Genomic DNA, 25,553 nt, shown 5'->3' on the forward strand with positions numbered 1-25,553 from the left:
GCGTGGCTCCACCTTCCGCTCAGGGCGTGGTGGCGGCCGGGCTGCCCGGGCTGGGCGCGAACTGCAGGCGCGTCCATACGCCGTAATGGTCCGAGGCCCAGCGCCCTTCGGCGTACGGCTGGTCGAACAGGATCCGCGCCTCACGCGCGAGCAGGCGGTCCTGCTGGAAGAAGATATGGTCGATGCGCAGCGGCGCGTCGAAGTAGTGCCGGTTGAGGGTACTGACCTGCGCCAGTTCGTTGTTGACGTGCACGCTGCCGAAGCTGTCACCGTAGTGATTGCGCAATGCACTGAGGTCGCCCGCATCCACCAGTGCGTTGAAGTCGCCGGCGATCACCACCGGGGCGTCGCCAGCGGTGTCGGCGATGAACTTCAGCAGGTCGGCCACCTGCTCGCCACGGATGCGACTGCCACTCTCGTCCGCGCGCTCGTTCAGGTGCGTGGCATAGACGTTCACCGGCTGGCCGTCCACATCGATGCGCAGGTGCGCCACCGTGCGGTAGTCGCCCAACGGCGCCAGCAGGTGGTCATTGCGCGCCAGCACCGGGCGCCGGGTCAACAGTGCGTTGCCATAGCGCTTGAAGCGACCGGGCGGGTCGGTGGAGACGAACTGGTAGTCGTAGCCGAGCTTGCGCGCCAGCCACGCGGCCTGGTTGCGCACGTGCGGCTTCTGGATCACTTCCTGCAGCGCGATCGCATCGGGGTGCAGCGACCGCAGCTCGCGCAGGATCACCTTGCGCCGCGCCGGCCAGTCTTCGCGGTCGTGGTGCAGGTTGAAGGTGACCATGCTCATGCCCGGCGCGGCGCTGGCCGAGGACACGGGTATTGGGGCGACGGCAACGGGTTCGGCGGCGAGGGCGACGCCGGCCAGCAACGCCGCCGATGCCAGCAGCCCGGCCATGCCACGGCGAAGCCACGCGCGATACCGATGCCTGCCCATCACTGTGCCTTGCGCTCGGCGCGGCGCACCGACGACGGCACGTCGATCTCGACCCGCGCCGGTACCTGGGTAATGCGCAGCTCGCCGTTCAGCCACTGCGCCGGTTCGCCGTTGACGGTGGTGCCGCCGGGTTCGCCACTGTAGGGCCACGGCAGGATCACCCCGCCATGTGGCGGCACCAGCCCGGCCGACAGGTCCAGCACCAGCTGCTTGTCGCTGCGGCTGAGCGCGTAGCTCAGCTGGCCGTTCGGGGTGCGCAGGCCGTTGATCGCCACGCCCTTGCCTTCCAGCCATCGGGTCGGCACGCCGGCCGCCAGCACCAGGCTGTCGTCGACGTCGCGGCTGTAGGCAAACATGTCCAGTGCCGAGCGCACGAAGTCCGAGGCCACCCACGCATGCGGCAGGTCACCGACGAAGAACGGCTTGCGCGGCGTGTGCGAGACCACCTCGGCCCATTGGTTCCAGGCCTGCGGGGCACGGTCCTTGAAGAAGAACTCGGTGGCCTGCCAGGCGCGGTCGCGCCAGCCCAGGCGCACGAACGCGGCCACGTTGCGCCACTCATACGGGGTGTAGTCCTTCCACTCACGCTTGCCGTCGCGGCGTTCCTCGAACTGCTTCCAGTAGCGCTCGAAGGTGTTGTCCAGGTACGGCTGCGGCAGCCTGCCCTGCTCGCCGCCCGGGGCCAGCGCGATGGTGGTGGAGGTGGCGTCGAAGTCGCCCAGCTCGGCCGCGCCGGGCAGGTAGTCGATCTTGTGCAGGGCCACCGCAGCCAGCAGCGAGGCCTGCAGGTCGTCACGGAACTGGTCGCGCGACTCGCTGATCTGCAGGGCGTCCATCTTGCCCAGCGTGGTGGCGATGGTGGCCGCGTCCTTGTAGCCGCGCAGCGCCCAGAAGTTGTCCCAGTACGAATGCATCGGCTTGGCCGAATAGCCTTCGTGGCTGATCGACACCGGCATCATCCCGTAGAAGGCCGGGTTGCGCGCGCGGTTCTCCTCGGTGCGCTCGCTCAGGCGCAGCTGCTCCATGTAGGTATAGGCGCCCTGCACGTGCGGCCACATCACCTCCAGGAAGGTGCTGTCGCCGGTGTAGCGCCAGTACTCGGCGATATTGAAGATCAACTCGCCGTGGCTGTCGTTTTCCGGCACCGGGTCGCTGCCGCGCGGATCGACGCAGCACGGCACCTTGCCGTTGTCGAACTGGTGCGGGGCATACCAGGTAACGTACTCGCGCACCGCGTCGCTGCGGCCCATGCGCAGCAGGCCTTCGGAAATCATCGCGCCGTCCCGGATCCAGCTGCGCGAGTACGAGCGCGTGCCCGGCTGGATGCTCGGCCCGATCCGCGAGATCAGCATGTGGGCCAGGGCGGTGCGCAGGGTATCGGCCAGCGGCTTGCCCGCGGCGGGCACCTGCAGGGTCACCTGGTCCAGCTTGGTCCGCCACATCGAGGCCACGGCCTGCTGGGCCTTGGCCGCATCGAAGTCCTTGGGCATCGTCCAGCTGCCGGTCTGCGGCAGCACGATGGCCACCTCGCGGCTCTGGCCCGGCTCCAGCCGCCAGCGGTACAGCAGCGCACCGCTGGCCAGTCCGGTCGGGTCGCGCACTTCGGTGGTGCCCGGCAGCTTGCCGCTGGCCAGGTGGACCACGTCCAGCTTGCCGTCGAAGGTGGTGGCGAACGTGCTGTCGGGAGCCTGCGCCGGGTACAGGCGCGGGCTGCCGTTGACCTCCACGTCGGTGGCCTCCACCGACAGGTTGTCGATCCGGCTGACGCCGCCGACGGTATTGAGGAACTGGGTGGGCGGGTTCACCTGCCACGGGCGTACGGCCAGCGCCAGGGTGTAGTCGTGGGCCACCTTGTCGGGGTTGTGCAGGGTGTAGCGCCCCACCAGCTGCGCCTTGTCCGGAGTGCCCTGCACGAACCCGGTGACCTTCAGCGCGGCCGTGTCGTGGCGCCAGTCGACGCTGGCGATGGGCAGGTAGTCGTCCTGCAGCGACTGGGTGCTGGCCACGTCGGCCCAGCTCAGCAGCTTCTTGCCATCCACCTGCACGAACGGCTCCACGCTGAAGCTGGCCTTGGCCACTTCCAGCGCGCCGTCTTCGCCGATCAACGCCTGCTCGCGGCCGCCGTCCAGACCCAACAGGGTCCAGTACGGCTGCTCGCCACTGAATCCGCGTGGTACCGAACCGCGCGGCAGATCGGCACCTACCGAACGGACGAAATCGTTGGGAGTCGCCGCAAAATCCAGCGGTTTCAGGCTGATGTCACGGATACCGTAGCGCCAGCTGGGGCCGCCCTTGAGATCGAAGCGCAGGTAGCGCGCTTCGGTGTCGGGCAGCGCCAGCCAGTCGCGGTCGCCGCCGCCGCCGACCACTTCGCGCACTTCCTTCCAGCTGCGTCCGTCCTGCGAAGTGCGCACCACGTAGCGGGTGGCCTCCAGGCCAGGCAACCACTGGATCACCGCACCGCCGAACTCGCGCACCTTGTGCAGGTCCAGGCTGATGGTCTGGTCGGCCACGCCGCCGCTGATCCACACCGTGTCCGGCTTGCCGTCGGCAATGCGGCTCTGCAGCGCGGTGGCGGTATCGGCGATCACCGACGGGGTCAGCGCCGAGGTATCCATTGGCGGCAGGCCCTGCAGTGTGAGGCGGTCAAAACAGACCGTGCCCTTGCCGCCGACCTTGCTGTAGAGGGTGAACTCGACCGCGGCGCTGCGGGTCAGCGTTGTTTCCTTGCCCGGGCCCCAGGCCTTGTCGATCTGGCGGGCACGGTACTGCACCGTGCTCCACGCCTTGGGGAAGGCGTAGCCGGGCCGGTTGACCCACCACACGTTGTCGCCGCTGGCGTCGATCAGCTTGAACTGCAGGTCGTTGGCCGGCGAGTCGCCGCGCAGCTGCACGCCGAACCGGTAGTTGGCCGGGTACTCGATGCCCAGCTCGCGGCGGATGCCCACGTAGCCCGACACGTCGTGGAAGTCGTAGTCCACGCACAGCGCACGCCCGCCGCCACTGCCGACCACGCTGCGCAGCGAGCCGCTGACCTGGTCGGACACCACCAGCTTCCAGGGCGTCATGTCGTCGAAGCTGTCCAGCACCTTCGGTGCCGGCAACGGGGCCGGCGCGGCGGCCGGGGCCGCCAGCGACCACAACAGCCCAAGACCCAGACCCACCGCGACGACGGCATGTTTCACCCTTTGACACTCCCCAGCAGCAGACCTTGGATGTAGTAACGCTGCAATGCCAGGAACAGCAGCAGCACCGGAACCACCGTGACCACCGCGCCGGCCATCATCATTTCCACGTCCATGATGTGTTCGCGCGACAGGGTGGCCAGGGCGACCGGCAAAGTGTAGTGCTCCTGGTCGGTCAACACGATCAACGGCCACATGAAATCGTTCCACGCGCCCATGAAGGTGAAGATCGACAGGGTCACCAGCACCGGCTTGAGCATCGGCAGCACGATCTGGAAGAAGATCCGCATCTCCCCTGCCCCGTCGATGCGCGCCGCTTCCAGCAGCTCATCGGGAATCGAGCGCGCGTACTGGCGCACCAGGAAGATGCCGAACACGCTGGCCAGCGCCGGCACGATCACCCCGCCGAAGCTGTTGACCAGGCCCAGCTGCTTCATCAGCAGGAACAGCGGCAGCATCGCCACCTGCGCCGGGATCACCAGCGCGGCCAGCAGCAACTGGAAGATGCGCTCGCGGCCGGCGAAACGCAGCTTGGCGAACGCATAGCCGGCCATGGTGTTGAGCAGCAGCGAGCCCAGCGTGATGGCCAGCGACACGCCCAGGCTGTTGACGAAGTTGTTGCCCATGCCGGTGCGCGCGAACAACTCGTGATAGTTCGCAGTGGTCACCGAGGACGGCAGCAGCGGCGGCGGGAAATGTGCCGCCTCGCCGGTGGGCATGAACGACACCGACAGCATCCACAGCAGCGGCGCCAGGCTGACCAGCGCCAGTACCGTCAAGCCACCGTTGACCCACCATGCATGCCAGCGCGACTGGCCGATTTCACGACTCATACCAACTGCCTCTTGCGGCCGAAACGCAGCATGACGCTGGTTACCGCCAGGATGATCAGGAACAGCAGGAACGCCACCGCGGAGGCACGGCCCAGGTTCCACCACTTGAAGCCTTCCTCAAACATGAAGTACAGCACGCTGACGGTGCTCTGCAGTGGGTCGCCGCGGGTCATCACGTAGGGTTCGGCGAACAGCTGGAAGTAGCCGGACACGGTAATCACGCCCACCACCAGCAGCACCGGGCCGAGCATCGGCAGGGTGATGTGCAGGAACTGCTTCCAGCGCGACGCGCCGTCGATGCGCGCCGCCTCGTACAGGTCATGCGGGATCGCCTGCAGGCCGGCCAGGAAGATCACCATGTTGTAGCCGAAGTTCTTCCACACCGCGAACAGCATGATGGTCGGCATGGCCCAGTTGGGATCGCCCAGCCAGTCGATCGGGTTGATCCCGATGTGGCCCAGCCCGTAGTTCACCAGGCCGTAGCTGGTGTGGAACAGGTAGCGCCAGATCACCGCCACCGCCACCAGGGTGGTCACCACCGGGGCGAACAAGGCGGTGCGGAACAGCGCCTTGAAGCGCGCCGCCGGGGCGTTGAGCAGGATCGCCGCGCCCAGCGATACGCCGATCGACATCGGCACGCCGACGATCACGAAGTAGGTGGTGTTCCACAGCGACTTCCAGAACATCGGGGTCTGCAACAGGTCGATGTAGTTGCCCAGCCCGACAAAGCGCAGGTTGCCACCGTCGGCCAGGGCATACAGGTCGAAGTCGGTGATGCTCAGGGCCAGCGCCGAGAACACCGGCAGGCCGAAGAACACGCCGATCACCAGGATGGCCGGGCCGGCGAACAGCCACCCGGCAAGCGAACGCTGCTTCATTGCGCCGCTCCCGTGGCCACTGCGCTGGAATGCACGCCCGAACCGGCGGCCTTCTCCTGTGCATTGCGCTCATGCATCCAACGGCGCTTGGCGAGGACCTTGTCCACGCGCTTGTCCAGTTCCTTCACTGCCACATCCTGATCAAGGCCACCACGCACCACCTGTTCGGTGATGATCCGCATTTCCTGCACGATACGTTCCCACTCCAGCACCTTGGGCGTGGGCTTCACGCGTTCCAGCTGGTCGCGGAACGGCTGCGCCAGCGGGTCGTTGGCCAGCGAGGGATACTCCCAGGTGCTGCGCCGCGGCGGCAGGTCACCGATGATGGAATGGAAACGCTCCTGGATCGCCGGGCGCGACAGGAACTCGATCAGCTTCCACGACGCCTCCTTCTGCTGCGAGGAGCGGAAGATCACCAGGCTGGTGCCGCCGGCGATACCGGCACCCGGGCCGTCCGGGCCCGGCAGTGCGGCGGTGCCCCACTTGCCTTCCAGTTCCTTGGGCTGCAGCTTCTTGAACTCGCGGATGTTCCACGGGCCGGACAGATAGAACACGTTGAAGCCGCGGAAGAACTCGTCCCAGACGTTGGAGATCTGGGTTTCGGACATGCGCGGCGCCCAGCCCTGGGCGAACATGTTTTCGTAGAAGCCCAGGGTCCTGCGGAAGCCGGGGCTGCTGAAATTGCCACGGGTATCGGCATCGCGCAGCAGGGGGTCGGGCTGCTGCAAGGCGAAGGACAACTGCTGCTCGAACTCGTTGATCGGCATCAGCACCGCGTAGCGCTTGGGCCCCTGCATCTTCTTGATGGCGGCCATCATCTCGTTCCACTCCGCCCAGGTACGCGGGGGGTGGTCGTAGCCGGCCTGGGCCAACAGGTCCTTGCGGTAGTACAGCAGGCGGGTGTCCACGTACCACGGCACGCCGACCAGCTCGTCATGCACCACGTTGGTGTCCCAGATGCCCTGGAAGTAGTCGGCCGGATCCACCACCTTGGACTGCGCCACGTAGGGCTGCAGCGGCACCAGGGTGTTGAGCTCGGCGAACTCGGGGATCCAGGTGTTGCCCAGCTGGCACACATCGGGCAGGCCGTCGGCGGCGAACGCGGTGAGCAGCTTCTCGTGCGCGGCCGTCCACGGGATGTTCTGCACATCAACGTGGATGCCCGGGTTTTCCGCCTCGAACTCCTTGATCAGGCCGGTGACCACTTCGGCCTCGCGACCCATCGCCCAGAAACGCACGGTGACGCCTTCCGGCTCCTTGCGACATCCCGACAACAACACGCTGCCGACCAGCAGCAGCAACAGACTCAAACCCAGTTTGGGGCGCGACGACAATGGCACTGCTTACTTCCCCTGCTGCTGGTTGCGGTTCGTATTGGAATTGTTCTTCTGTTCCTGGGCGGCTGCCGCGCGCGATTCGGCGATGCCGACCGAGCGCGCCGAAGCGGCCTTTTCATCTTTCTGCAGTTCCATCGGCTGGTCCTGGCCTTCGGGCGTCAACCAGCCACCGCTGAAACCGGCGCGCTCCAGACCCTTGCGGATGTGCGCGTTCTTCTTCATCACGTCCCAGACGAAATCGTTCCGGTAGTTGGCGATCATGGTCAGGATCGGGCCCTGGTCGATGCCGATGTAGTCGCTGGCCACCCAGCCACGATCAGGCACCAGCCGGCCGGTCTTGATCGGGATGTCGTAGTTGAAGCTGGGGTTGAACGAATCCAGGAACCCGTAGCTGGAATAGATGTAGTCGCCGTAGCGCTTGTGCATCTCTTCGGTGGCCGGGATCACTTCTTCCGGGGCGAACACCACCGAGGCGATGGCCGCGGTCGGGGCGATGGTGCCGTCGTCGAAGTTCTCGCGCAGACCGGCGCCGCGCGAGGAGTAATGGCGGAACTGGCGCTGCTCGCCGCGGTATTCCTGGGTGGTGTTCTGCGGGCCATCGCTGGCGGTCAGGCCCCACACGTTCTCGCCGTAGTCCTTCCAGTTCATCGGGTTGGCGATGGCGTATTCGCGCTGCGCCAGGGCAGCCGAACGGCTGTTGAGGAAGTAGGTGCTGCCACGCTCGCGCATGTAGGCATCCTGGATGTCGCGGAAGTCCACCCACACATGCGTGTACTGGTGCCCGAACAGCGGGCCGAAGGACAGGTATTCCTGGCCCTGGTACACGCCCCAGTCGTTGTCGTAGGTACGCGTCCAGACCGTCCATGCGTCCGGGCTGACCGGGTGGGTCGGCGAGCCGAGCGCGAGGATGTAGACCATCATCGCCTCGTTGTAGCCCATCCAGTCGTGGTCGATGAAGCCGCTTTCGGGGAACCAGCCCATCGAGATCAGCGGCGCACGCTGCTGCAGCCACGGCCAGTCCACGCGCTTGTAGAGCGTGTCGGCAATCTCGCGGATCTCTTTTTCGCGGGCATCGTCCCCGCTGTAGTACGACTGGGCAAACAGCACGCCCATCATCAGCAGCGCGGTATCCACGCTGGACAGTTCCACCCAGCTGTCGTAACGACGGCCCTGCTGCATGTCCAGGAAGTGGTAGTAGAAGCCCTTGTAGCCGCCCTTGCCGGTGCGCTGCGGGCCCATCGGCAGGTCGCGGAAGAACTTCAGCGTGAGCAGGGTGCGGTCCACGGCCTGGGTACGGCTGACCCAGCCGTTTTCCACGCCGATCGGATAGGCGGTGAGCGCGTAGCCGACCGAAGCAATGCTGGCAAACGGGCGCGACGGGTAGCGGTCGGGGCTGAGGCCGTTGACCTCGTTGGTGGTATCCCAGAAGAACTGGAAGGTGCGGCGTTCGATATCGTCAAACAGCGGCGGCAGCTCCGGCTTCATCGGGCGCGGCGGCGCATCGGCCTCGACCAGGATCACCGGCGGCTTCGGCTTTGCCGGTTTGTCCGGCGCCTGCTGCTGGCAACCGGCGATGGCCACGGACAGCAACGCCAGCGACACCATCCGAGATGCATTCATCGACCACCACCTTTTGCGCATGTTCGTGCTGGAGAGCATAGCCTCAACCAAGCTGAAATCGTTTACAGATCACGATCCAAAAAAATCCGCCGGGGCGGACCGTCTGCGTACCGACCAACGGTCGATACCTACCACCGCACACGCGCTTGCCCATCCTTGGACGGCAAGCGCCTGTACAGTCCCGCCGGCGGACCCAAGCCGACCGGCGGTGCTGCCCCGACACCGCCCAGAGGGCGGTGTCGGGTAACGCGGTCATCAGAAGCGGAAACCGACTTCCGCCTTGACCTGGCGCGGCGTACCGACGATATCGCCGGTCTCGTTGTAGCTGGCCAGCAACTTGCCGTTGGACTTGGTGTAGTTGTAGTTGGAGAAGTTGTCGAAGTTGAAGACGTTGATGATGTCGATACGCGCATACAGCTCGGTATCGCCCGGCATCTTGAACGTCTTGGTGGCCTGCAGGTCGACCGAACGGTAGCCGAAGATCTTGCCACCGACCAGGAACTTGCCGTTGCCGTTGGGCACCGCGGCGCCCGGGGTCGGCAGGTCGTAGCCGGTCGACTGGGTGACCGGGTACCAGTCATTCACCGCGGTCGGGGTGGCCAGGGTGATCTTGCCGCCGAAGGTGATGTCCCAGAAGCCCGCATAGGAACCGGTCAGCACCAGGCGGTGACGCGGGGCACCGTTGGAGCGGATGGTCGGGTAGTCCTCGATCAGGCCGCGGTCAAAGGCGTACTTCTCGTTGATGTCGCGGTTGTGGCGCGCGGTGGTCCAGGTGTAGGCGATCGAGGTGCCCCAGCCGCTTTCCTTGGTGAACGGCTTCTGCGCCGACAGCAGCACCTGCGTGGCACGGGTCTTGATGCCCTGCTGGCCGATGATCAGGCTGCCGAAGCCCGGCACGTTGCAGCTCCAGGCCTGGCTCAGGCCCGGGTCGGTGCCACCGCACAGACGCGGGTCATCGAAGAACTGGCCGGTCGGGTAACGGTTGCCCAGGGTGAAGGCGAAGCCGTCGTAGCTCAGGGTGCGGGCGATGGTGGCATCGGTCAGCCAGTCACCGACCTGGTTGCTCATGCCCAGGCTGAACTGATCCGAGTACGGCGCCTTCAGGTTGTTGTTCAACAGGTCCACTTCCAGACCGGAATTGCTGGTCGAGCCGACCAGCGCCTGCAGGTTGCCGATGCCGTTGAGCAGGTTCGGATCCCAGTTGTAGCAGGCGGCCTGGCCGTTGATGCAGGTGCCGGTGGCCGGGTTGCGGAAGTAGATGGTCGGCTGCGGCAGGGCCAGCTTGGTGGTTTCCAGCTGCAGGTTGTCGAACAGGTCGCGGTCATACGAACGGCCGGCACCACCGTGGATCACGTGCTGCTCGTCGGCGTTGATGTCATACGAGAAGCCCAGACGCGGCTGCCAGGCATCCTTGAACGCCTTGCGGTTGTGGCCGTTGCTGATGTAGTTGCTGATGTCCAGCCCACCCAGCGCCAGCGTATCGGCGAAGGTCTGGCCAGCGGCAGCGCGCGGGTCCTGCGAGTAGATCGCATCGACCACGGCCTGCGGGGTCACGAAGTCCAGGTAGGCCGGGGTCTTTTCGTAGTCCCAGCGCAGGCCGATGTTCAGCTGCAGGTGGTCGTTGACCTGCCAGTCGTCCTGGATGAACAGGCCGATCTGCTTGGACTTCGAACGCACTTCGCCGGACACGCCCGACACACCGTTCACCGGCTTGACGAACTGCGCCTTGTACGGGATGTCCGACGGGAAGTCCGCGTCACCCAGGGTATAGGTGAAGGTCGGGTTGATCTGCGCCGCATCGGAGGCGTACAGATCGATTTCCTTGTACTTGGCACCCATCTTGATGGTGTGGTCGCCCATCCACTGGATGCCGTCCAGGGTCAGGTTGTCTTCGATCGCCCAGCCCTTCTGGCCCTTCACCTGCGAATCCAGTGCCGAGGCGCCACCGATCTTCACCAGGGTGCGGTCGTCGGTGCCGTCCGGTGCGGTGTAGGTGATGCCGTTGGCCAGGGTCAGCGGGGTCGGGTTGTTGAACGAATCTTCATGGGTGACCATCAATTCGTTGTAGTAACGCTCGCCGCTGTGGTTCCAGCGCAGCGCGTAACGACGGTCGGTGTTGACCACTTCGCGGCCGGCTTCCGGCGCGGTCTGGCCACTGAACTGCTGCTGGGTCTCGTCGCGGTCCTGGAAGGTCAGCTCGATGCGATCGTTGTCGGTCGGTTCGAAGTCGATCTTGGCGAAGATCAGGTCCTGCTCGAACGGCTGGCTGGCCGGGCCGAGGCCGGCAGCGGCGTCGCCCGGCAGCAGGCCGATGCGGTTGGTGACCGAACCTTCCGGCGCGATGGTGACCGGCAGATCGAAGCGCTTGGCTTCGTAGGTCACGAAGAAGTGGGCCTTGTCCTGGATGATCGGGCCACCCAACGCGAAGCCGTATTCCTTCTCGGCCGAGGCTTCCTTGGTCTGGCCGTACTGACGCTCGGCCGGGGTCTTGGCGCGCATGTCTTCGTTGGTGTAACGGTAGAAGGTTTCACCCTTGAACTCGTTGGTACCGGACTTGGTGGCCGCGGTCACGGCCGCGCTCGACACCTGGCCGTACTCGGCCTTGTAGTTGCCGCTGATGACCTTGTATTCGCCAATGGCCAGCTGCGGGAACGGGTTGCCGGCGCTGCCGGACTGGCCGGCCACGCCGCCGCCCTTGACGTAGCTCTTCTGGCCCACGCCGTCGATGTAGACGTTGGTGCCGTCGGCATTGGTGGCACCGCCGCGCAGCGAGGTGTTGCCCTTGGCATCGCGGGTGAAGATCATGCCCGGCACCGCGTCGGCGAACTCCAGGAAGTTGCGCGACACCTGCGGGGTGGTCTGGATCTGCTGCAGGCTCACCGTCTTGCCCACTTCGGACGTACGCACTTCCTGCAGCAGGGTCGGGGCCACGACGTTGACGGTGTCAAGGTTGGTGGCGTTGGCAGTGCCGCCGTTGGCCGGCGCGCCGCTGAAGTTCAGCGTCGCGGTCGAAGCCACGGTCACCGTCACTTTCTGCGTCTGGCCATTGGCCACCACGTCATAGGTGCCCGGGTCCAGGCCCATCAGCGAGTAGCTGCCGTCGGCGCGGGTGGTGGCACGGCGCACGGTGCCGCTGGCCAGGTTGGTGGCGGTCACTTCGGTGCCGGCCTCGGCCTGGGCCACCTGGCCGCGCAGCGAGGAGGTGGCCGACTGCGCCATCAGGGACGGTGCAGCGCCCAGCATCAGGCAGGTAACCAGTGCACTGGTCAGCAGGCTGCGCGCCGGTGCACGGTTGCGGTGATTGGAATACGTCATGTAAATCTCCGGGTGGTGGTGGCCGTCTTTGCGGCCCCTGTCGTTTTTTTTACAGCGTGGTTTGAATGCGTCACGACCAACGGTCGTGATTTACAGCAAAGGCGTCACGACCATCGGTCGTGACCTACACGAATCACGCACGATCAGGCGCGGCACAAGCGTCTGCTTGTCACCGGCCGCTTCCGTGTTGTTGCCGTCCATCAACTGCAACAGACGCGTCATCGCCTTATCGCCGAGGTCGGCGATACTCACCTGCATCGTCGTCAAGGAGGGGTGAACGAAACGCGCCAGCGGAATGTCATCGAAGCCCGCCAGGGCGACATCGGCCGGCACCCGCACGCCTGCCTGCGCGAACGCATACAGGCAGCCCAGCGCCATCATGTCGTTGGCGGCGAACACCGCATCGGGCAGCGCGCCGGCTGCCAGCAACTCCTGTCCAGCGCGATGGCCGGAGGCTTCGTCAAAGTCACCGGGCAACTCGATGCCCACCGCGTCGGTACCGGACGCGGCCAGCGCATCGCGGAAACCGCGCAGGCGCTCACGCGCGTCGAAGTTGAGGTCCGGACCGGAAATGAAGGCAATGCGGCGGTGGCCGACATCGAGCAGATGGCGGGTCATCGCCATCGCGCCGGCATGGTCATCGATGCTGAGCACCGGATGATCCTGCTCGGGCAGGTAGGTATTGATCAGGACCGTAGGCAGCGCCTGCGGCAGGTTGTCGGTGAGGAAGCCGGGGCTTTCCGCATACGGCGACAACACCAGCAGCCCGTCCACACGACCGCGCATGGCACGCAGTGCCGCGCCCTGCTGCTCCTGGTCGCCGTGGTAGCTGGACACCAGCAGATGCTGGCGGCGCTCGCGGGCGACCCCGTCGATGCCACGCATCAGCTCGGAGAAGAATTCGCCGTACAGGTCAGGCAGCACCACACCGATGGTGTTGGTGCGCCGGCTGCTCAGGCTCCGCGCGGCGGCATGCGGGGTGTAGCGCAGGCGCGCAGCGACCTCCAGCACCAGCTTGCGGACCGGTTCGGCGACATTTTCATGTCCATTGAGCGCACGCGACACCGTGGCCACGGAGACCCGGGCTTCGCGGGCTACATCTTTGATTGTGATGGCTGCCTTGTTCACTTCGCCGCCCTCCACGGCTTAGAGATCTGGGGCTTGGCGCGGAATGTAAGCGTTTTCAATCCTGAATGTAAACACTACGTTAGGCCAATGTCGTCCGCCGGTAACATGAGCGTGTCTTCAGGGGCCCTGTCCTGGACTGACCAGGACAAGGCAGGACAAGGCTTTCAGCCGTTTTTGGCCGGTGCCTCGGCGCGGATGGACAGCGCGTGGATATCGGTGTCCATCAGGGTGCCCAAGGCGGCATAGACCGCCCGGTGGCGCGCAAGTGGCAGCTTGCCTTCGAAGGCGGCGCTGACAATGTGCACATTGAAATGGCCGCGGCCATCGCGCGCGCCCTCATGGCCGGCGTGGCGGTGGCTGTCGTCCTCCACCTCCAGCAGCTGCGGGTCCAGGGCCTGCTGCAGGGCCGCGCGGATCTGCTCGACCCGGGTCACGGCAGGACCTTGCGGAACGGGCGCACCTGCACGCGGGTGTAGACCCCGGCGTCCACGTAGGGGTCGGCGTCGGCCCAGGCCTGGGCCTGCGCCAGCGAATCGAACTGGGCGATCACCACGCTGCCGCTGAACCCGGCCGGGCCCGGGTCTTCGCTGTCGATCGCCGGGCACGGCCCGGCCAGCAGCAGCCGGCCCTCATCGCGCAGGGCGGTCAAACGGGCCAGATGCGCGCCGCGCACCGCCATCCGGGCTGCCAACACGTCGGCACCGTCATAGCCTTCAATCACATACCACACAGGCAACTCCCAAGGCTCAGCTAAACGAACCGGACGATTCTAGCCCGGCTCGCTGGACACTGCCGGGCTGAACCCGTACTCTTGACTCCATTGCACGTGGCTGGACGCAGCAGCCCCGCCGGTAGACGGCTTCACCGCCACCCGACGATCGACCCGCTGCCCCACACCAGTACACGTAGACGACCTCCCCGTAGTTCTGTCGCTGCCCGTCGCGGCGCGCCTTGCTGTTTGAAGTGTGGAACCGCGCCGACCCAGGCGTGTCATGGCTTGCCATCCTGCCGCCGGGCGTTCCGGAACGGCTGAGGGTGCGGCGACCGGTCCGTTGCAATACTGACATCACTCTTGATGACCTCCGAACTCGCGCTCGACGCGAACCCGCAAATCCGGCCGACCGCCCCACAGCAGCAGGAAATGCCGCTGGCCGTGGTGCATGGTCAACCGGTCCTGCAGATTCCGCAGGACCTGTACATTCCGCCGGACGCGCTGGAAGTCATCCTCGATGCCTTCGAAGGCCCGCTGGACCTGCTGCTGTACCTGATCCGCCGGCAGAACCTGGACATTCTGGACATCCCGGTGGCCGAGATCACCCGCCAGTACGTCGAGTACATCAACGTCATGCAGGAGCTGCGCTTCGAACTGGCGGCCGAGTACCTGGTGATGGCGGCGATCCTGGCCGAAGTGAAGTCGCGGATGCTGCTGCCGCGACCGCCCAGCGTCGAGGGCGAGGAAGCCGACCCGCGCGCCGAGCTGGTGCGCCGGCTGCAGGAGTACGAACGCTTCAAACAGGCTGCCGAAGATATCGACGCCCTGCCCCGGCAGGACCGCGACACCACCCCGGTACATGCCTTCGTGCCCGACCGCGCCGCAGTGAAGCTGCCGCCGCCGGTGGACCTGAAGGAAATGCTGATGGCGCTGCACGACGTGCTCAAGCGCGCCGAGCTGTTCACCGGCCACGCGATCAAGCGCGAGGCCCTGAGCGTGCGCCAGCGCATGGGCGACGTGCTGGGGCGGCTGGAAGATGGCCAGTTTTACCGGTTTGAATCGCTGTTCACCGCCGAAGAAGGCAAGCTGGGCGTCCTGGTGACCTTCCTGGCCCTGCTGGAACTGGCCAAGGAGCAGCTGCTGGACATCGTCCAGGAAGCGCCGCTGGCGCCGATCTACGTCAAATCCCTGGCTGCCGGCAACACCAACGAACCGCTGCAGTTCAACAGCGAATTCGATGACGCCGACGCCGCCAACGCATCCGACTGAGCACCCGACCCACGCATGGATCAATCGCTGATCAACCGTATTGTCGAAGGGGCGCTGCTGGCCTCCAGCCAGCCGCTGACCCTGGCGCAGCTGCAGGGCCTGTTCCCGGAAGAGGAACCGGCGCCGCCGGGCAGCATCGAGCGCGCACTGGAACTGCTGCGCGACGGCTGCGCCGAGCGCGGCGTGGAACTGGTGGAGGTGGCCTCCGGCTTCCGCTTCCAGGTCACCAATGAAGTGCACGGCTACATCGCCCGGCTGTGGACAGAACGCAAGACCCGCTACACCCGCGCCACCCTGGAAACCCTGGCGTTGATCGCCTACCGCCAGCCGATCACCCGCGGCGAAATTGAGCAGGTGCGTGGCGTGGCGGTCAGCAGCAACATCATCCAGGCGCTGGAAGAGCGCGAGTGGATCCGCGTGATCGGCCACCGCGACGTACCCGGCAAGCCGGCCCTGTTCGGCACCACCAAGGGCTTCCTGGACTACTTCGGGCTCAAGCGCCTGGACGAACTGCCGCCGCTGTCCGAGCTGCGCGACCTGGGCGAGCTGGAACCGCAGCTGCCGCTGGACCGCGATGGCCAGCCGGCCGGTCGCCTGGCCGCTGGCGCCGCCACCCCCGACGCCGAGCTGGACGGGGACGCAGCAAACGACGACACCCCGCCACTGGCAGGTGAAGACGAATCGCAGGACAATTCACCCGATGGCGGGCGCGCGCCCACCACCGATACCGCTGCAGACACCGAATCCAAAGCGCCGTTGCCGCCCCGCGACGACGACGCTGGAATGACCGCCCCTGATGGCGAACCCGATACCGCGCCGGGCGAGCGCGCGGCGCCCCAGAACGAAACCGAAAACAACGCCGTCGCGAAGACGACCGTGGCTGTTGACGAAGCCGATCCCGAACCAGAGGCCGACGCACCCGTTGCCGGCCGGAGCCAAGTAAATGAGTGACACCCCCCGCAAGCCGTCTTTGAACAAGCTTTCGCTCAAGCGCGAAACCGCCACCGACCAGCCCAAGCTGGAAGAACGCCTGCACAAGGTGCTGGCCCAGGCCGGGCTCGGTTCGCGCCGCGCGCTGGAGCAGCGCATCGCCGATGGCCTGGTCAAGGTCAACGGCGAAGTCGCGCAGACCGGCCAGTCGATCAAGAGCGGCGACAAGGTCGAGCTGGACGGCCGCGGCTTCGTGGCTACCGCGCTGACCGAAACCTCGCGCGTGCTGGCCTACAACAAGCCGGAAGGCGAAGTAACCACCCGCGAAGACCCCGAAGGTCGCCCGACCGTGTTCGAAGCGCTGCCTGCCCTCAAGGGCGCGCGCTGGATCGCGATCGGCCGCCTGGACATCAACACCACCGGCCTGCTGCTGGCAACCACCGACGGTGAGCTGGCCAACGCGATGATGCACCCCTCCTACGAGGTCGAGCGCGAGTACGTGGTGCGCGTGCGCGCCCCGGAAGGCGAAGAGAAGGTGCCCGACAACATCGTCGACCGCCTCGCCCGTGGCGTGGCGCTGGAAGACGGCCCGGCCAAGTTCGACGAGATCGAACGCATCGGCGGCACCGACTCGCACGACTGGTTCCGCGTGGTTGTCAAGGAAGGCCGCAACCGCGAAGTGCGCCGCCTGTGGGAATCGCAGGGCTGCCAGGTCAGCCGCCTGAAGCGCACCCGCTACGGCAAGGTCAGCCTGCCGCGCGAACTGCTGCGCGGCCAGTCGGTGGAACTGCCGGCCAAGCAGGTTGAAGCGCTGCGCGCAGAACTGAAGCTGGAAGAAGGCGCGCCGTCGGCACTGACCCTGCAGCCGGTGATCGGCCAGCGTCGCGCCGCCAAGACCACCGTGCGCGTGTCGCGCGAGGGTGGCCGTGGCAATGCCTACGTCAACGGCCACAACTCGGCCGACGAAGGCCGCGAGCTGCGTCGTTTCGACAACGTGCGCGAAGAGCGCGGCCGTGGTCGCGGCGGCAAGGGCGGCGGCTTCAAGGGTGGCCTGACGGTCAGCGGTGAAGCGGCGGCCAAGCAGTCGCAGCGTCCGTTCAAGGCGCGCCCGGACAAGGGCAACCGTGCCCTGCCCGAAGGCAACCCGGCCGCGTTCCGCAGCTGGTACGTGCCGGACGGTGTCAGCACCGGCCCGAGCAACCACCGCAATGCAGGCCCGGGCGCAGCCCGTGGTCCGGGTGCGCGGGGTCCGGGTGCCGGCGCAGGTGCCGGTGGCCAGGGCCGTCCGTACGGCAAGCCGAAGGGTCCGGGCGGCGCAGGCGGCCCGGGTCGCGGCAGCTACGGCGGCGGCGCTGAAGGCCGTGGCGGCTACGGCGGCGGTGGCGGTGGTTACGGCGGCGACAACCGCGGTGGCGAAAGCCGTGGCGGCTACGGTGGCCAGGGCCGTCCGGCCGGCGCCGGTGCCGGTGGCAACCGCGGTGGCCAGAGCGGCCAGGGCCCGTCGCGTCATCCGTACGGCCATCCGGGCAATGCCCCGAGCTTCCCGTCCGACCACGCCAATCCGGGCAGCAGCCCGTACGGCAGCGCGCGTCCGGCGGGTAACCGCAGTCCGGGTGGTCCAGGTGGCAATCGTGGTCCGGGCGGTCCCGGTGCGCGTGGTCCCGGCGCCAATGCGCGCGGCCCCGGTGGTCCCGGCGGCAATCGCGGTCCGGGTGGCCCGGGCGGCAACCGTGGCCCGGGCGGTCCCGGTGGTCGGGGTCCCGGCGGCCCGGGCGGTCGGCCCGGCGGCAGCCGCGGTCCGGGCGGCGGCGGTCACCGTGGCGGCGGCCCGCGCGGCGGCTGATCACTGACACCCTGAGATCAAAAAACCCCGGCTTCGGCCGGGGTTTTTTTATGGGGTCTGACCGCGCGTCATGCCGCTCGCCTCCGGTAGAGCCACCTCACCGGGGGCTGCACGTAATGCCGAACAGTGATGCAGCCACCCATGGGGTGGCTCTACCGTCAGCGGCGCTCGATAGTGAACTTGCCCAGGCCCACGCCCAGGTCCCAGCCCTTGCCGGTACCGGCCAGCGCGAGCGACACATCGCCCTTGGTCATGACCTGCGCATTGCTGGATTTGTCGGCGCCCGCATGGGCTTCCACCGAGGCGTAGGAGCCGATCAGGTCGTTGACCGAATACGCGCCGGAGAACTTGCCCTTGCCGTCGACGATCTTGGATTTGCCCACGGTCAGCCCGCCGCCCTTGACGGTGATCTTCACCGGAATGCGCGCGCCGTTGTCGCAGCTGATGGTGCCGGTGCCCGATGCGGTCTTGTACAGCACCGACCAGCCGGCCAGGTTGTAGTGCAGCTCGCAGTCGATGTTGCCGGCTGCCTGGGCGGCCGAGGCCGTCGAGAGGCCGGCCAGCGCGATCAAAACCAGGGAGAACTTCTTCATGCGATCCGCTCGTACTCAGTGGGTGACGAGGCGAATCTAGCAGTGGCCGCGTGTGACCCGGATGAGGCCACACGCCGCCGTCAGGCCATCGTTCAGCCAGCGTCGACCGGGCCGTCCAGAGTGAACGCATCGGCATCGAGCATCGCCGGGAAGCGTGCGCGGTGCGCGGCCAATGCCGCCGCCGAGATGGTGGTGGTGACCACCTGCTGGACCTCGCGCACTTCCACCTGCGGCTGGCCGAGGAAGTCGATCACCGCACTGTCGCCGGCATAGTGCAGGTCGTTGCCATCCACGCCCACCCGGTTGACCGCCGCCACGAAGCACAGGTTTTCGATCGCACGTGCACGCAGCAGCGTACGCCACGGATACGCGCGTGCCGACGGCCAGTTGGCCACGAAGATCTGCAGGTCGAAGTCCAGCTCGCCCGGGCGCTCCACATCGAAGCGGTTGCGGCAGAACACCGGGAAACGCAGGTCGTAGCAGACCTGCGGATTGATCCGCCAGCCCTTCCATTCCACGCTCAGGCGCTCGTTGCCGGCCGCGTAGCGCAGGTGCTCGTTGCCGTAACGGAACAGATGGCGCTTGTCGTAATGCTGCAGCTCGCCGTCGGGCGTGGCCCACAGCAAACGGTTGTACACGCCCTGCCCCACCCGCAGCTGCACGCTGCCGGTGACCGCCGCGCCCAGCAATACCGCCTGCTCGCGGATCCAGGCCACGGTCGGGCCGTCCATGCCTTCGGCCTTGTCGATGGCCTCGTTGGAGAAGCCACTGGTAAAGGTCTCCGGCAGGATCACCAGGTCGGTCTGCCCGGCCAGCGGGGCCAGCAGCGCGCCGTAGTACGCGCGGTTGCCAGCCGGGTCGTGCCAGCGGGTATCGCCCTGGACCAGGGAGACGCGCAGGTCACCACGTTCGACGGGGGTAGCCATCACAGCACCTGCAGGCGTTCGATCGCCGCATCCAGCGTGGCGTCGTTCTTGGCAAAGCACAGCCGCACCAGGCGCTGCCCGACCGGTGCGGTTTCATAGAACGGCGACAACGGGATCGCGGCCACGCCTTTTTCGATCGTCAGCCACTTCACGAACTCGTGGTCGGGCAGATCGCTGATCGCCGAGTAATCCACCAGCTGGAAGTAACCGCCCGGCACCGGCAGCGGGGTCAGGCGGGTGGTCAGCAGCTGGTCGCGGAAGCGGTCGCGCTTGGCCTGGTAGAACGCGCCCAGTTCCAGATGGTGCTCGGGCTCGTCACGGATCATCGCGGCAAAGCCGTACTGGGCCGGACCGAAGCTGGTGAAGGTGTTGTACTGGTGGACCTTGCGGAACTCGGCGCTCATCGCCGGCGGTGCGATCGCATAGCCGATCTTCCAGCCGGTGCAGTGGTAGGTCTTGCCGAAGCTGGAGATCACGAACGCGCGTTCGCGCAGTTCCGGGTAGCGCAGTGCCGATTCGTGGCGGCGGCCGTCGTAGATGATGTGCTCGTACACCTCATCGGAAATCAGGTAAATGCCGGTGCCGCGCAACACATCGGCCAGCGCCTGCATGTCGTCGGCACTCAGCATCGCACCGGACGGATTGTGCGGGGTGTTGACCATCAGCAGGCGGGTACGCGAGGTAATCGCCGCGCGCACGCGGTCCCAGTCCACCGCGAAGGTCTGCGGGTCCAGCGGCACGTGCACCGCGCGCGCGCCGGCCAGGTCGATGGCCGGCTCGTAGCAGTCGTACGCCGGGTCCAGCACGATCACTTCCTCGCCCGGGCGCACCACGGCGTGGATGGCGTTGAAGATCGCCTCGGTGGCGCCGCTGGTCACGGTGATTTCCGCGTCCGGGTCCACCTGCGCGCCGTACAGATCCAGCGACTTCTGCGCGATGGCCTGGCGCAGCGGCGCCACCCCGGTCATCGGCGGGTACTGGTTCAAGCCGCCCTGCATGGCCTTGATGGTTTCATCCAGCAGGCGCTGCGGCGCGGAGAAATCCGGAAACCCCTGCCCCAGGTTCACGGCGCCATGCTCGGCAGCCAGCTGGGACATCACGGTGAAAATGGTGGTGCCCACCTTGGGCAGCTTGGTTTGCGGTTGCATCGGCCGGAAAGAAGAAAAGGGGGAAAGGCCAGTGTACGCAAAACCCCCGATACAATGACCGCCCCTTCCGCCGCAAAGACCGCCCTTTGAACGCTCCTCCGTTGCTGGCCGCCCAAGGCCTTGCCTTCAGTCGCAACGATGAGCCGGTGTTCGGCCCGCTCGATTTCCACATCGACGCCGGTGAAGCGCTGCTGGTGCAGGGCGACAACGGGTCCGGCAAGACCACCCTGCTGCGGGTGCTGGCCGGCCTGCTGCGCGCCGATGCCGGGCAGGTGCAGATCGACGGGCGGGCCGCCGGGCACAAGGAGCGCGCGCGGTTCGTGGCCTACCTGAGCCACCTGCCGGCGCTGAAGGCCGATCTGGACACGCTGGAGAACCTGCATTTCCTGTGCGGCCTGCACGGGCGGCGCACGCGCCAGATGCCGGGCAACGCGCTGGCCATCGTCGGACTGGCCGGCTATGAAGACACCTTGGTGCGCCAGCTCTCGGCCGGGCAGAAGCGGCGCCTGGCGCTGGCCCGGATCTGGCTGTCGCCGGCCCCGCTGTGGCTGCTCGACGAACCCTACGCCAACCTCGACCTGGACGGCATCAACCTGGTGAACCGGATGATTTCCGCGCACCTGCGCAGCGGTGGTGCTGCCCTGGTGACCACCCACGGCGCCTACGCCGCGCCGCCGGTACAGACGCGGCTGCTGCGGCTGTCGCCTGCGGGGGAGGTTTCAGCGTCTGCCGGGCAGAGCCCGGCACCACAAGGGGGTGCCGCATGATCGCGCCGGGTACCGAACCGGGCCTGTGGCAGACCGCGCGGGCGCTGGCCCGGCGCGACCTGCGCCTGCTGTGGCGGCGCCGCGGCGATGCCCTGCAGCCGCTGATGTTCGCCGTGCTGGTGGTGGTGCTGTTCGCCCTGGCGCTGGGCCGCGAGCCGCAGCTGATGGCGCAGGTGGGCGCGGCGGTGCTGTGGCTGGCGGTGCTGCTGGCCGGCCAGCTGGCGCTGGATTCCATGTTCCGCAGCGACGCCGAGGACGGCTCGCTGGAGCAGTGGCTTCTGGCGCCGGTGCCGCTGGCCTGGCTGGTGCTGGTGCGGGTGCTGCTGCATTGGGCCACCACCGCCCTGCCGCTGATCGTGGTCAGCCCGTTGCTGGCGGAAATGCTGCATCTGCCGCATGACCAACTGCCCATCCTGCTGGCATCGTTGCTGCTGGGAACACCGTTGCTCAGCCTGATCGGCGGCGTGGTTGCCGCGCTGACCGTGGGCATCCGGCGCTCTGGTATTCTCGTGGCGTTGCTGGCCTTGCCGCTGTACGTACCGGTGCTGGTGTTCGGTGCAGGCAGTGTCGGGGCCGCCGCACGCGGTCAGGATCCGGTGGGGGCGCTGCTGTTGCTGGGCGCCGGGCTGGTGGTGGCGCTGGTGCTTGCACCGCTGGCCACCGCCGCGGCCATCCGGATATCGTTGAATTGAGCAGTCGTCCACCGCCACACCGTTTACAGCGTCACCGTTCAACACGCCGCTCCACGTCCGTTGAATCGTCGCCCTAGGCTGGATAGCTACCGCTGCATGCACACTCTCGTCCGCTGGTTCCACCACGTCGCATCGCCGCCCATCTTCGACCGCTTCGCCGCGCGCTGGTCGCGCGTGTTCTACGTGGCCGCCCTGCCGGTGCTGCTGATCGGACTGTGGCAGGGTCTGTTCGTCGTACCGCCGGAGCAGAGCCAGGGCGACGCCTTCCGCATCATCTACATCCATGTGCCCAGCGCGTGGATGAGCCTGTTCGTGTTCGCCTTGATGGCACTGTATTCGGCCATCGCGCTGGTCTGGCGGATCAAGGTCTGCGAGATCCTGGCCATGGCCTGCGCGCCGATGGGCGCCGGTTTCACCCTGATCACCCTGCTCACCGGCAGCATCTGGGGCAAGTCCACCTGGGGCACCTGGTGGGACTGGGACCCGCGCATGACCAGTGAACTGATCCTGCTGTTCCTGTACCTGGGCGTGATCGGGCTGTACCACGCCATCGAAGACCGCCGCAGCGCCGCGCGTGCGGCCGGGCTGCTGGCGATCGTGGGGGTGGCACTGCTGCCGGTGATCCGCTATTCGGTGGACTGGTGGGGCGGCCTGCACCAGCGCCAGTCGATCAACGTGTTCGGTGACAACGCCGTCCGCGCCGAGCTGATTGCGCCGCTGTGGTGGATGGTGGTGGGCACCAAGCTGTGGTTCGCCGGCTCGCTGCTGGCCAAGGCGCGTGCCGACAACCTGGCCCGCGAGGCAGGCAAGGCGTGGGTGGGCGAGCGTTTCGCGCCGCTCGACGCCGGCACAGTACAGGAGCTTCCGCGATGACCCACCTGCCCTTCATCATTGGCGCCTTCGCGGTGTTCGTGCTGGTCCTGGCCTGCGACGCGTTCGGGTCCTGGCTGCGCCTTCGCCTGGCCCGGCGCCAGGCCACGCGCCGCCAGCAACGGCTGCACGCACGCGCCAAGCCACAGCCCGACGCCCCGCTGGCCACGGAGCTCAGCCGATGACCCCGGCGCAGCGCCGCCGGATGGTGTGGGTGTTGCTGCTGTTGCTGGCCTCCGGCCTGGCCACCACGCTGGTGGCCTTCGCCCTGCAGCGCAATATCGCCTACCTGTACACGCCGGCCGAAGTGCTGCGTGGCGACGTGGATCCGCAGTCGCGGTTCCGCCTGGGCGGGATGGTGGTCAAGGGGTCGTTCCAGCGCGCGGAAGGCTCGCTGGAAGCACACTTCGTGGTCACCGATGGCGATGCCACGCTGCCGGTGAGCACCTCGCGGATCCTGCCGGACATGTTCCGCGAAGGCACCTCGGTGGTGGCCAGCGGCCGCCTGCAGGACGGCCGCTTCATTGCCGATGAAGTGCTGGCCAAGCACGACGAAAACTACATTCCCAAGGAAGTAGCCGACAAGATGGGCCAGGCGCATACCAAGCACGATGTACCGGTGACCGCACCGGCGGTGCGCTGAGTGCTGCCCGAACTGGGGCAGATCCTGCTGGTAACGGCGCTGGTGGTGGCGGTGCTGCAGGCGGTGCTGCCGCTGTGGGGCGCCCAGCGTGGCTACGCGGCGTGGATGGCGGTGGCCCGGCCGGCCGCGTACGCGCAGCTGGCGCTGCTGCTGGGCGCGTTCGGCGTGCTCACCGCGGCGTTCGTCACCCAGGATTTCTCGGTGCGCTACGTCGCCGAAAACTCCAACTCGCTGCTGCCACTGGCCTACCGTTACTCCGCCGTGTGGGGCGCCCATGAAGGCTCGCTGCTGCTGTGGGCGCTGGTGCTGGCGCTGTGGAATGGCGCCGTTGCGCGGTGGTCGCGGCAATTGCCGGTGCAGGTGCTGGCGCGCGTCCTGGGCGTGCTGGGCATCATCAGCGTCGGCTTCCTGGCCTTCCTGATCTTCACCTCCAACCCGTTCGCGCGGCTGCTGCCGGCGCCCCTGGAAGGCCACGACCTCAATCCGTTGCTGCAGGACCCGGGCCTGATCATCCACCCGCCGATGCTGTACCTGGGCTACGTGGGCTTCGCAGTGCCGTTCGCCTTCGCCATCGCCGCGCTGCTGGAAGGCCGCGTGGATGCGCGCTGGCTGCGCTGGACCCGGCCGTGGACCAACGTGGCGTGGGGCTTCCTCACTCTCGGCATCGCGCTGGGCAGCTGGTGGGCGTACTACGAACTGGGCTGGGGCGGCTGGTGGTTCTGGGACCCGGTGGAAAACGCCAGCTTCCTGCCGTGGCTGGCCGGCGCGGCCTTGATCCACTCGCAGGCAGTCACGGAAAAGCGCGGCAGCTTCGCCAGCTGGACGCTGCTGTTGGCCATCGCCGCCTTCGCGCTGTCGCTGCTGGGCACCTTCCTGGTCCGCTCGGGCGTGCTTACCAGCGTGCATTCGTTTGCCGCCGATCCCACGCGCGGCACCTTCATCCTGATTTTCCTGGCCCTGGTGATCGGCGGCGCACTGCTGCTGTACGCGCTGCGCGCCGGTGCGCTGGGCAACGACGACCCGCGCCGCGGCTTCATGGCCACCTCGCGCGAAACCCTGCTGCTGGCCAACAACCTGCTGCTGGCCGCGGCGTGCGCGATGGTGCTGCTGGGCACGCTGTACCCCCTGCTGGCCGATGCGCTGGGGCTGGGCAAGGTGTCGGTCGGCCCGCCCTACTTCGGCACCCTGTTCCTGCTGCTGATGGCGCCGCTGGTGGCGCTGCTGCCGTTCGGCCCGCTGGTGAACTGGCAACGCGACCAGGCTTCGCGCGCGCTGGCGATGCTGGCGCCGTGGGCGGCGCTGGCGCTGCTGCTGGGCGCCATCGCCTACTTCATGGCCCCGCAGGGCGCGCTGAAGACCGCGGCCGGTGTGACCGCCGCCGCCTGGGTCGCCTTCGGGACCGCGCGCTTTGTGTGGAGCCGGCTGCGTGGCAATGGCCGCTTCACCGCCGAAATGGTCGGCATGCTGCTGGCCCATGGCGGCGTGGCGGTGTTCCTGGCCGGTGCCCTGCTGGTGGAAGCGCTGAACGTGCAGCGCGAGGTAGCGCTGTCGCCGGGCCAATCGCTGCAGCTGTCCGGGTATGAAGTGCGCTTCGAGGGCGTGGACCATCAACAGGGCCCCAACTACACCGCCGACCGCGGCCATATGCGCGTTCTGCGCAACGACCGCGAGCTGGCCCTGCTGCACCCGGAAAAACGCGCCTACGCCAGTGGCGGCCAGATGATGACCGAGGCCGGCATCCATGCACGCCTCACTGGCGATGTGTACGTGGCGCTGGGCGAGCCGCTGGGCAACAATGCCTGGGCGGTGCGCGTGCACATCAAACCGTTCGTCCGCTGGATCTGGCTGGGCGCACTGCTGATGGCCCTGGGCGGTTTCGTCACAGCCGCCGACCGCCGTTTCCGCCGTCCCTGAGTCCTGGAGT

22 protein-coding genes are annotated in these 25,553 nt (G+C 67.2%); 9 read left to right on the forward strand and 13 right to left on the reverse strand.

Annotated elements, in window-relative coordinates:
- Window positions 1-19 precede the first annotated feature (19 nt).
- The 10 genes from GQ674_RS11850 to GQ674_RS11895 form a co-directional block, all read right to left on the reverse strand.
- On the reverse strand, window positions 20-901 hold the full coding sequence (locus tag GQ674_RS11850) for an endonuclease/exonuclease/phosphatase family protein (protein ID WP_159499422.1): 882 nt from the start codon (window positions 899-901) through the stop codon (window positions 20-22).
- A gap of 38 nt (window positions 902-939) precedes the next feature.
- Complete coding sequence (locus tag GQ674_RS11855; RefSeq protein ID WP_236546301.1) at window positions 940-4,074, reverse strand: discoidin domain-containing protein; 3,135 nt, start codon at window positions 4,072-4,074, stop codon at window positions 940-942.
- A 47-nt stretch (window positions 4,075-4,121) separates the two neighbouring features.
- Window positions 4,122-4,958, reverse strand: coding sequence for a carbohydrate ABC transporter permease (locus GQ674_RS11860; RefSeq protein ID WP_159497241.1), 837 nt, complete (start codon window positions 4,956-4,958; stop codon window positions 4,122-4,124).
- Window positions 4,955-5,836: a sugar ABC transporter permease gene (locus tag GQ674_RS11865; protein ID WP_038687498.1), complete on the reverse strand. Its 882-nt coding sequence runs from the start codon at window positions 5,834-5,836 to the stop codon at window positions 4,955-4,957. Before GQ674_RS11865 ends, GQ674_RS11860 begins: the two co-directional genes overlap by 4 nt.
- Window positions 5,833-7,146 carry a sugar ABC transporter substrate-binding protein gene (locus GQ674_RS11870; RefSeq protein WP_159497242.1) on the reverse strand — a complete coding sequence of 438 codons (1,314 nt, stop codon included), beginning with the start codon at window positions 7,144-7,146 and terminating at the stop codon, window positions 5,833-5,835. Before GQ674_RS11870 ends, GQ674_RS11865 begins: the two co-directional genes overlap by 4 nt.
- 33 nt (window positions 7,147-7,179) lie before the next feature.
- Window positions 7,180-8,793, reverse strand: a complete 1,614-nt coding sequence (locus GQ674_RS11875) for a glucoamylase family protein (RefSeq protein WP_159497243.1) — start codon at window positions 8,791-8,793, stop codon at window positions 7,180-7,182.
- Window positions 8,794-9,048: 255 nt separating this feature from the next.
- A complete protein-coding gene (locus tag GQ674_RS11880; RefSeq protein ID WP_159497244.1) occupies window positions 9,049-12,108 on the reverse strand; it encodes a TonB-dependent receptor in 3,060 nt (1,019 codons plus the stop codon).
- 90 nt (window positions 12,109-12,198) lie between these two features.
- The gene (locus tag GQ674_RS11885; RefSeq protein ID WP_159497245.1) at window positions 12,199-13,251 is read right to left on the reverse strand and encodes a LacI family DNA-binding transcriptional regulator; all 1,053 of its coding nucleotides are present in this window, start codon (window positions 13,249-13,251) and stop codon (window positions 12,199-12,201) included.
- Window positions 13,252-13,400: 149 nt separating this feature from the next.
- Entirely contained in the window at window positions 13,401-13,670 is a 270-nt protein-coding gene (locus GQ674_RS11890) for a BolA family protein (protein ID WP_038687490.1), read from the reverse strand.
- Complete coding sequence (locus tag GQ674_RS11895) at window positions 13,667-13,966, reverse strand: YciI family protein (protein ID WP_128097741.1); 300 nt, start codon at window positions 13,964-13,966, stop codon at window positions 13,667-13,669. The genes GQ674_RS11890 and GQ674_RS11895 overlap by 4 nt, the downstream gene beginning before the upstream one ends.
- A gap of 345 nt (window positions 13,967-14,311) precedes the next feature.
- On the opposite strand from GQ674_RS11895, the gene GQ674_RS11900 reads away from it, so the two are divergent.
- Genes GQ674_RS11900 through GQ674_RS11910 form a run of 3 tightly spaced genes read left to right on the forward strand, consistent with a single transcriptional unit; the run spans window position 14,312 to window position 17,990 of the window.
- Window positions 14,312-15,217, forward strand: a complete 906-nt coding sequence (locus GQ674_RS11900) for a ScpA family protein (protein ID WP_159497246.1) — start codon at window positions 14,312-14,314, stop codon at window positions 15,215-15,217.
- 15 nt (window positions 15,218-15,232) lie between these two features.
- A complete protein-coding gene (gene scpB / locus GQ674_RS11905; protein WP_159497247.1) occupies window positions 15,233-16,168 on the forward strand; it encodes an SMC-Scp complex subunit ScpB in 936 nt (311 codons plus the stop codon).
- On the forward strand, window positions 16,161-17,990 hold the full coding sequence (locus GQ674_RS11910; protein WP_159497248.1) for a pseudouridine synthase: 1,830 nt from the start codon (window positions 16,161-16,163) through the stop codon (window positions 17,988-17,990). The genes scpB and GQ674_RS11910 overlap by 8 nt, the downstream gene beginning before the upstream one ends.
- 158 nt (window positions 17,991-18,148) lie before the next feature.
- Here the strand turns inward: GQ674_RS11910 and GQ674_RS11915 are convergent, their stop codons facing one another.
- The 3 genes from GQ674_RS11915 to GQ674_RS11925 all read right to left on the reverse strand — a co-directional run bounded on the left by GQ674_RS11915 (window position 18,149) and on the right by GQ674_RS11925 (window position 20,657).
- Window positions 18,149-18,583 (reverse strand): hypothetical protein, encoded by a 435-nt coding sequence (locus GQ674_RS11915; protein WP_038687479.1) that lies wholly within the window; start codon window positions 18,581-18,583, stop codon window positions 18,149-18,151.
- A gap of 92 nt (window positions 18,584-18,675) precedes the next feature.
- On the reverse strand, window positions 18,676-19,509 hold the full coding sequence (locus GQ674_RS11920) for an amidohydrolase (protein ID WP_159497249.1): 834 nt from the start codon (window positions 19,507-19,509) through the stop codon (window positions 18,676-18,678).
- On the reverse strand, window positions 19,509-20,657 hold the full coding sequence (locus GQ674_RS11925; protein ID WP_159497250.1) for a pyridoxal phosphate-dependent aminotransferase: 1,149 nt from the start codon (window positions 20,655-20,657) through the stop codon (window positions 19,509-19,511). Before GQ674_RS11925 ends, GQ674_RS11920 begins: the two co-directional genes overlap by 1 nt.
- Before the next feature lie 86 nt (window positions 20,658-20,743).
- Between GQ674_RS11925 and ccmA the strand changes: the two genes are divergently transcribed.
- The 6 genes from ccmA to GQ674_RS11955 all read left to right on the forward strand — a co-directional run bounded on the left by ccmA (window position 20,744) and on the right by GQ674_RS11955 (window position 25,543).
- Entirely contained in the window at window positions 20,744-21,424 is a 681-nt protein-coding gene (gene ccmA / locus GQ674_RS11930) for a heme ABC exporter ATP-binding protein CcmA (RefSeq protein ID WP_236546067.1), read from the forward strand.
- On the forward strand, window positions 21,421-22,116 hold the full coding sequence (gene ccmB / locus GQ674_RS11935) for a heme exporter protein CcmB (RefSeq protein ID WP_038687473.1): 696 nt from the start codon (window positions 21,421-21,423) through the stop codon (window positions 22,114-22,116). Before ccmA ends, ccmB begins: the two co-directional genes overlap by 4 nt.
- A 96-nt stretch (window positions 22,117-22,212) precedes the next feature.
- Window positions 22,213-22,989 (forward strand): heme ABC transporter permease CcmC, encoded by a 777-nt coding sequence (gene ccmC, locus GQ674_RS11940; RefSeq protein WP_159497251.1) that lies wholly within the window; start codon window positions 22,213-22,215, stop codon window positions 22,987-22,989.
- Window positions 22,986-23,171, forward strand: a complete 186-nt coding sequence (gene ccmD / locus GQ674_RS11945; RefSeq protein WP_159497252.1) for a heme exporter protein CcmD — start codon at window positions 22,986-22,988, stop codon at window positions 23,169-23,171. Before ccmC ends, ccmD begins: the two co-directional genes overlap by 4 nt.
- Window positions 23,168-23,629 (forward strand): cytochrome c maturation protein CcmE, encoded by a 462-nt coding sequence (gene ccmE, locus GQ674_RS11950; RefSeq protein WP_159497253.1) that lies wholly within the window; start codon window positions 23,168-23,170, stop codon window positions 23,627-23,629. Before ccmD ends, ccmE begins: the two co-directional genes overlap by 4 nt.
- Entirely contained in the window at window positions 23,630-25,543 is a 1,914-nt protein-coding gene (locus tag GQ674_RS11955) for a heme lyase CcmF/NrfE family subunit (protein ID WP_159497254.1), read from the forward strand.
- Window positions 25,544-25,553 lie beyond the last annotated feature (10 nt).

This window comes from Stenotrophomonas sp. 364 (genome assembly GCF_009832905.1).
GTDB classification, from domain to species: Bacteria; Pseudomonadota; Gammaproteobacteria; order Xanthomonadales; family Xanthomonadaceae; genus Stenotrophomonas; species Stenotrophomonas maltophilia_AP.

Coding starts and splice junctions, on each gene's coding strand:
- GQ674_RS11850 (WP_159499422.1), bottom strand. CDS start 901: ATGGCCGGGCTGCTGGCATCGGCGGCGTTGCTGGCCGGCGTCGCCCTC.
- GQ674_RS11860 (WP_159497241.1), bottom strand. CDS start 4,958: ATGAGTCGTGAAATCGGCCAGTCGCGCTGGCATGCATGGTGGGTCAAC.
- GQ674_RS11865 (WP_038687498.1), bottom strand. CDS start 5,836: ATGAAGCAGCGTTCGCTTGCCGGGTGGCTGTTCGCCGGCCCGGCCATC.
- GQ674_RS11875 (WP_159497243.1), bottom strand. CDS start 8,793: ATGAATGCATCTCGGATGGTGTCGCTGGCGTTGCTGTCCGTGGCCATC.
- GQ674_RS11880 (WP_159497244.1), bottom strand. CDS start 12,108: ATGACGTATTCCAATCACCGCAACCGTGCACCGGCGCGCAGCCTGCTG.
- GQ674_RS11900 (WP_159497246.1), top strand. CDS start 14,312: ATGACCTCCGAACTCGCGCTCGACGCGAACCCGCAAATCCGGCCGACC.
- scpB (WP_159497247.1), top strand. CDS start 15,233: ATGGATCAATCGCTGATCAACCGTATTGTCGAAGGGGCGCTGCTGGCC.
- GQ674_RS11910 (WP_159497248.1), top strand. CDS start 16,161: ATGAGTGACACCCCCCGCAAGCCGTCTTTGAACAAGCTTTCGCTCAAG.
- GQ674_RS11915 (WP_038687479.1), bottom strand. CDS start 18,583: ATGAAGAAGTTCTCCCTGGTTTTGATCGCGCTGGCCGGCCTCTCGACG.
- GQ674_RS11920 (WP_159497249.1), bottom strand. CDS start 19,509: ATGGCTACCCCCGTCGAACGTGGTGACCTGCGCGTCTCCCTGGTCCAG.
- GQ674_RS11925 (WP_159497250.1), bottom strand. CDS start 20,657: ATGCAACCGCAAACCAAGCTGCCCAAGGTGGGCACCACCATTTTCACC.
- ccmB (WP_038687473.1), top strand. CDS start 21,421: ATGATCGCGCCGGGTACCGAACCGGGCCTGTGGCAGACCGCGCGGGCG.
- ccmC (WP_159497251.1), top strand. CDS start 22,213: ATGCACACTCTCGTCCGCTGGTTCCACCACGTCGCATCGCCGCCCATC.
- ccmD (WP_159497252.1), top strand. CDS start 22,986: ATGACCCACCTGCCCTTCATCATTGGCGCCTTCGCGGTGTTCGTGCTG.
- ccmE (WP_159497253.1), top strand. CDS start 23,168: ATGACCCCGGCGCAGCGCCGCCGGATGGTGTGGGTGTTGCTGCTGTTG.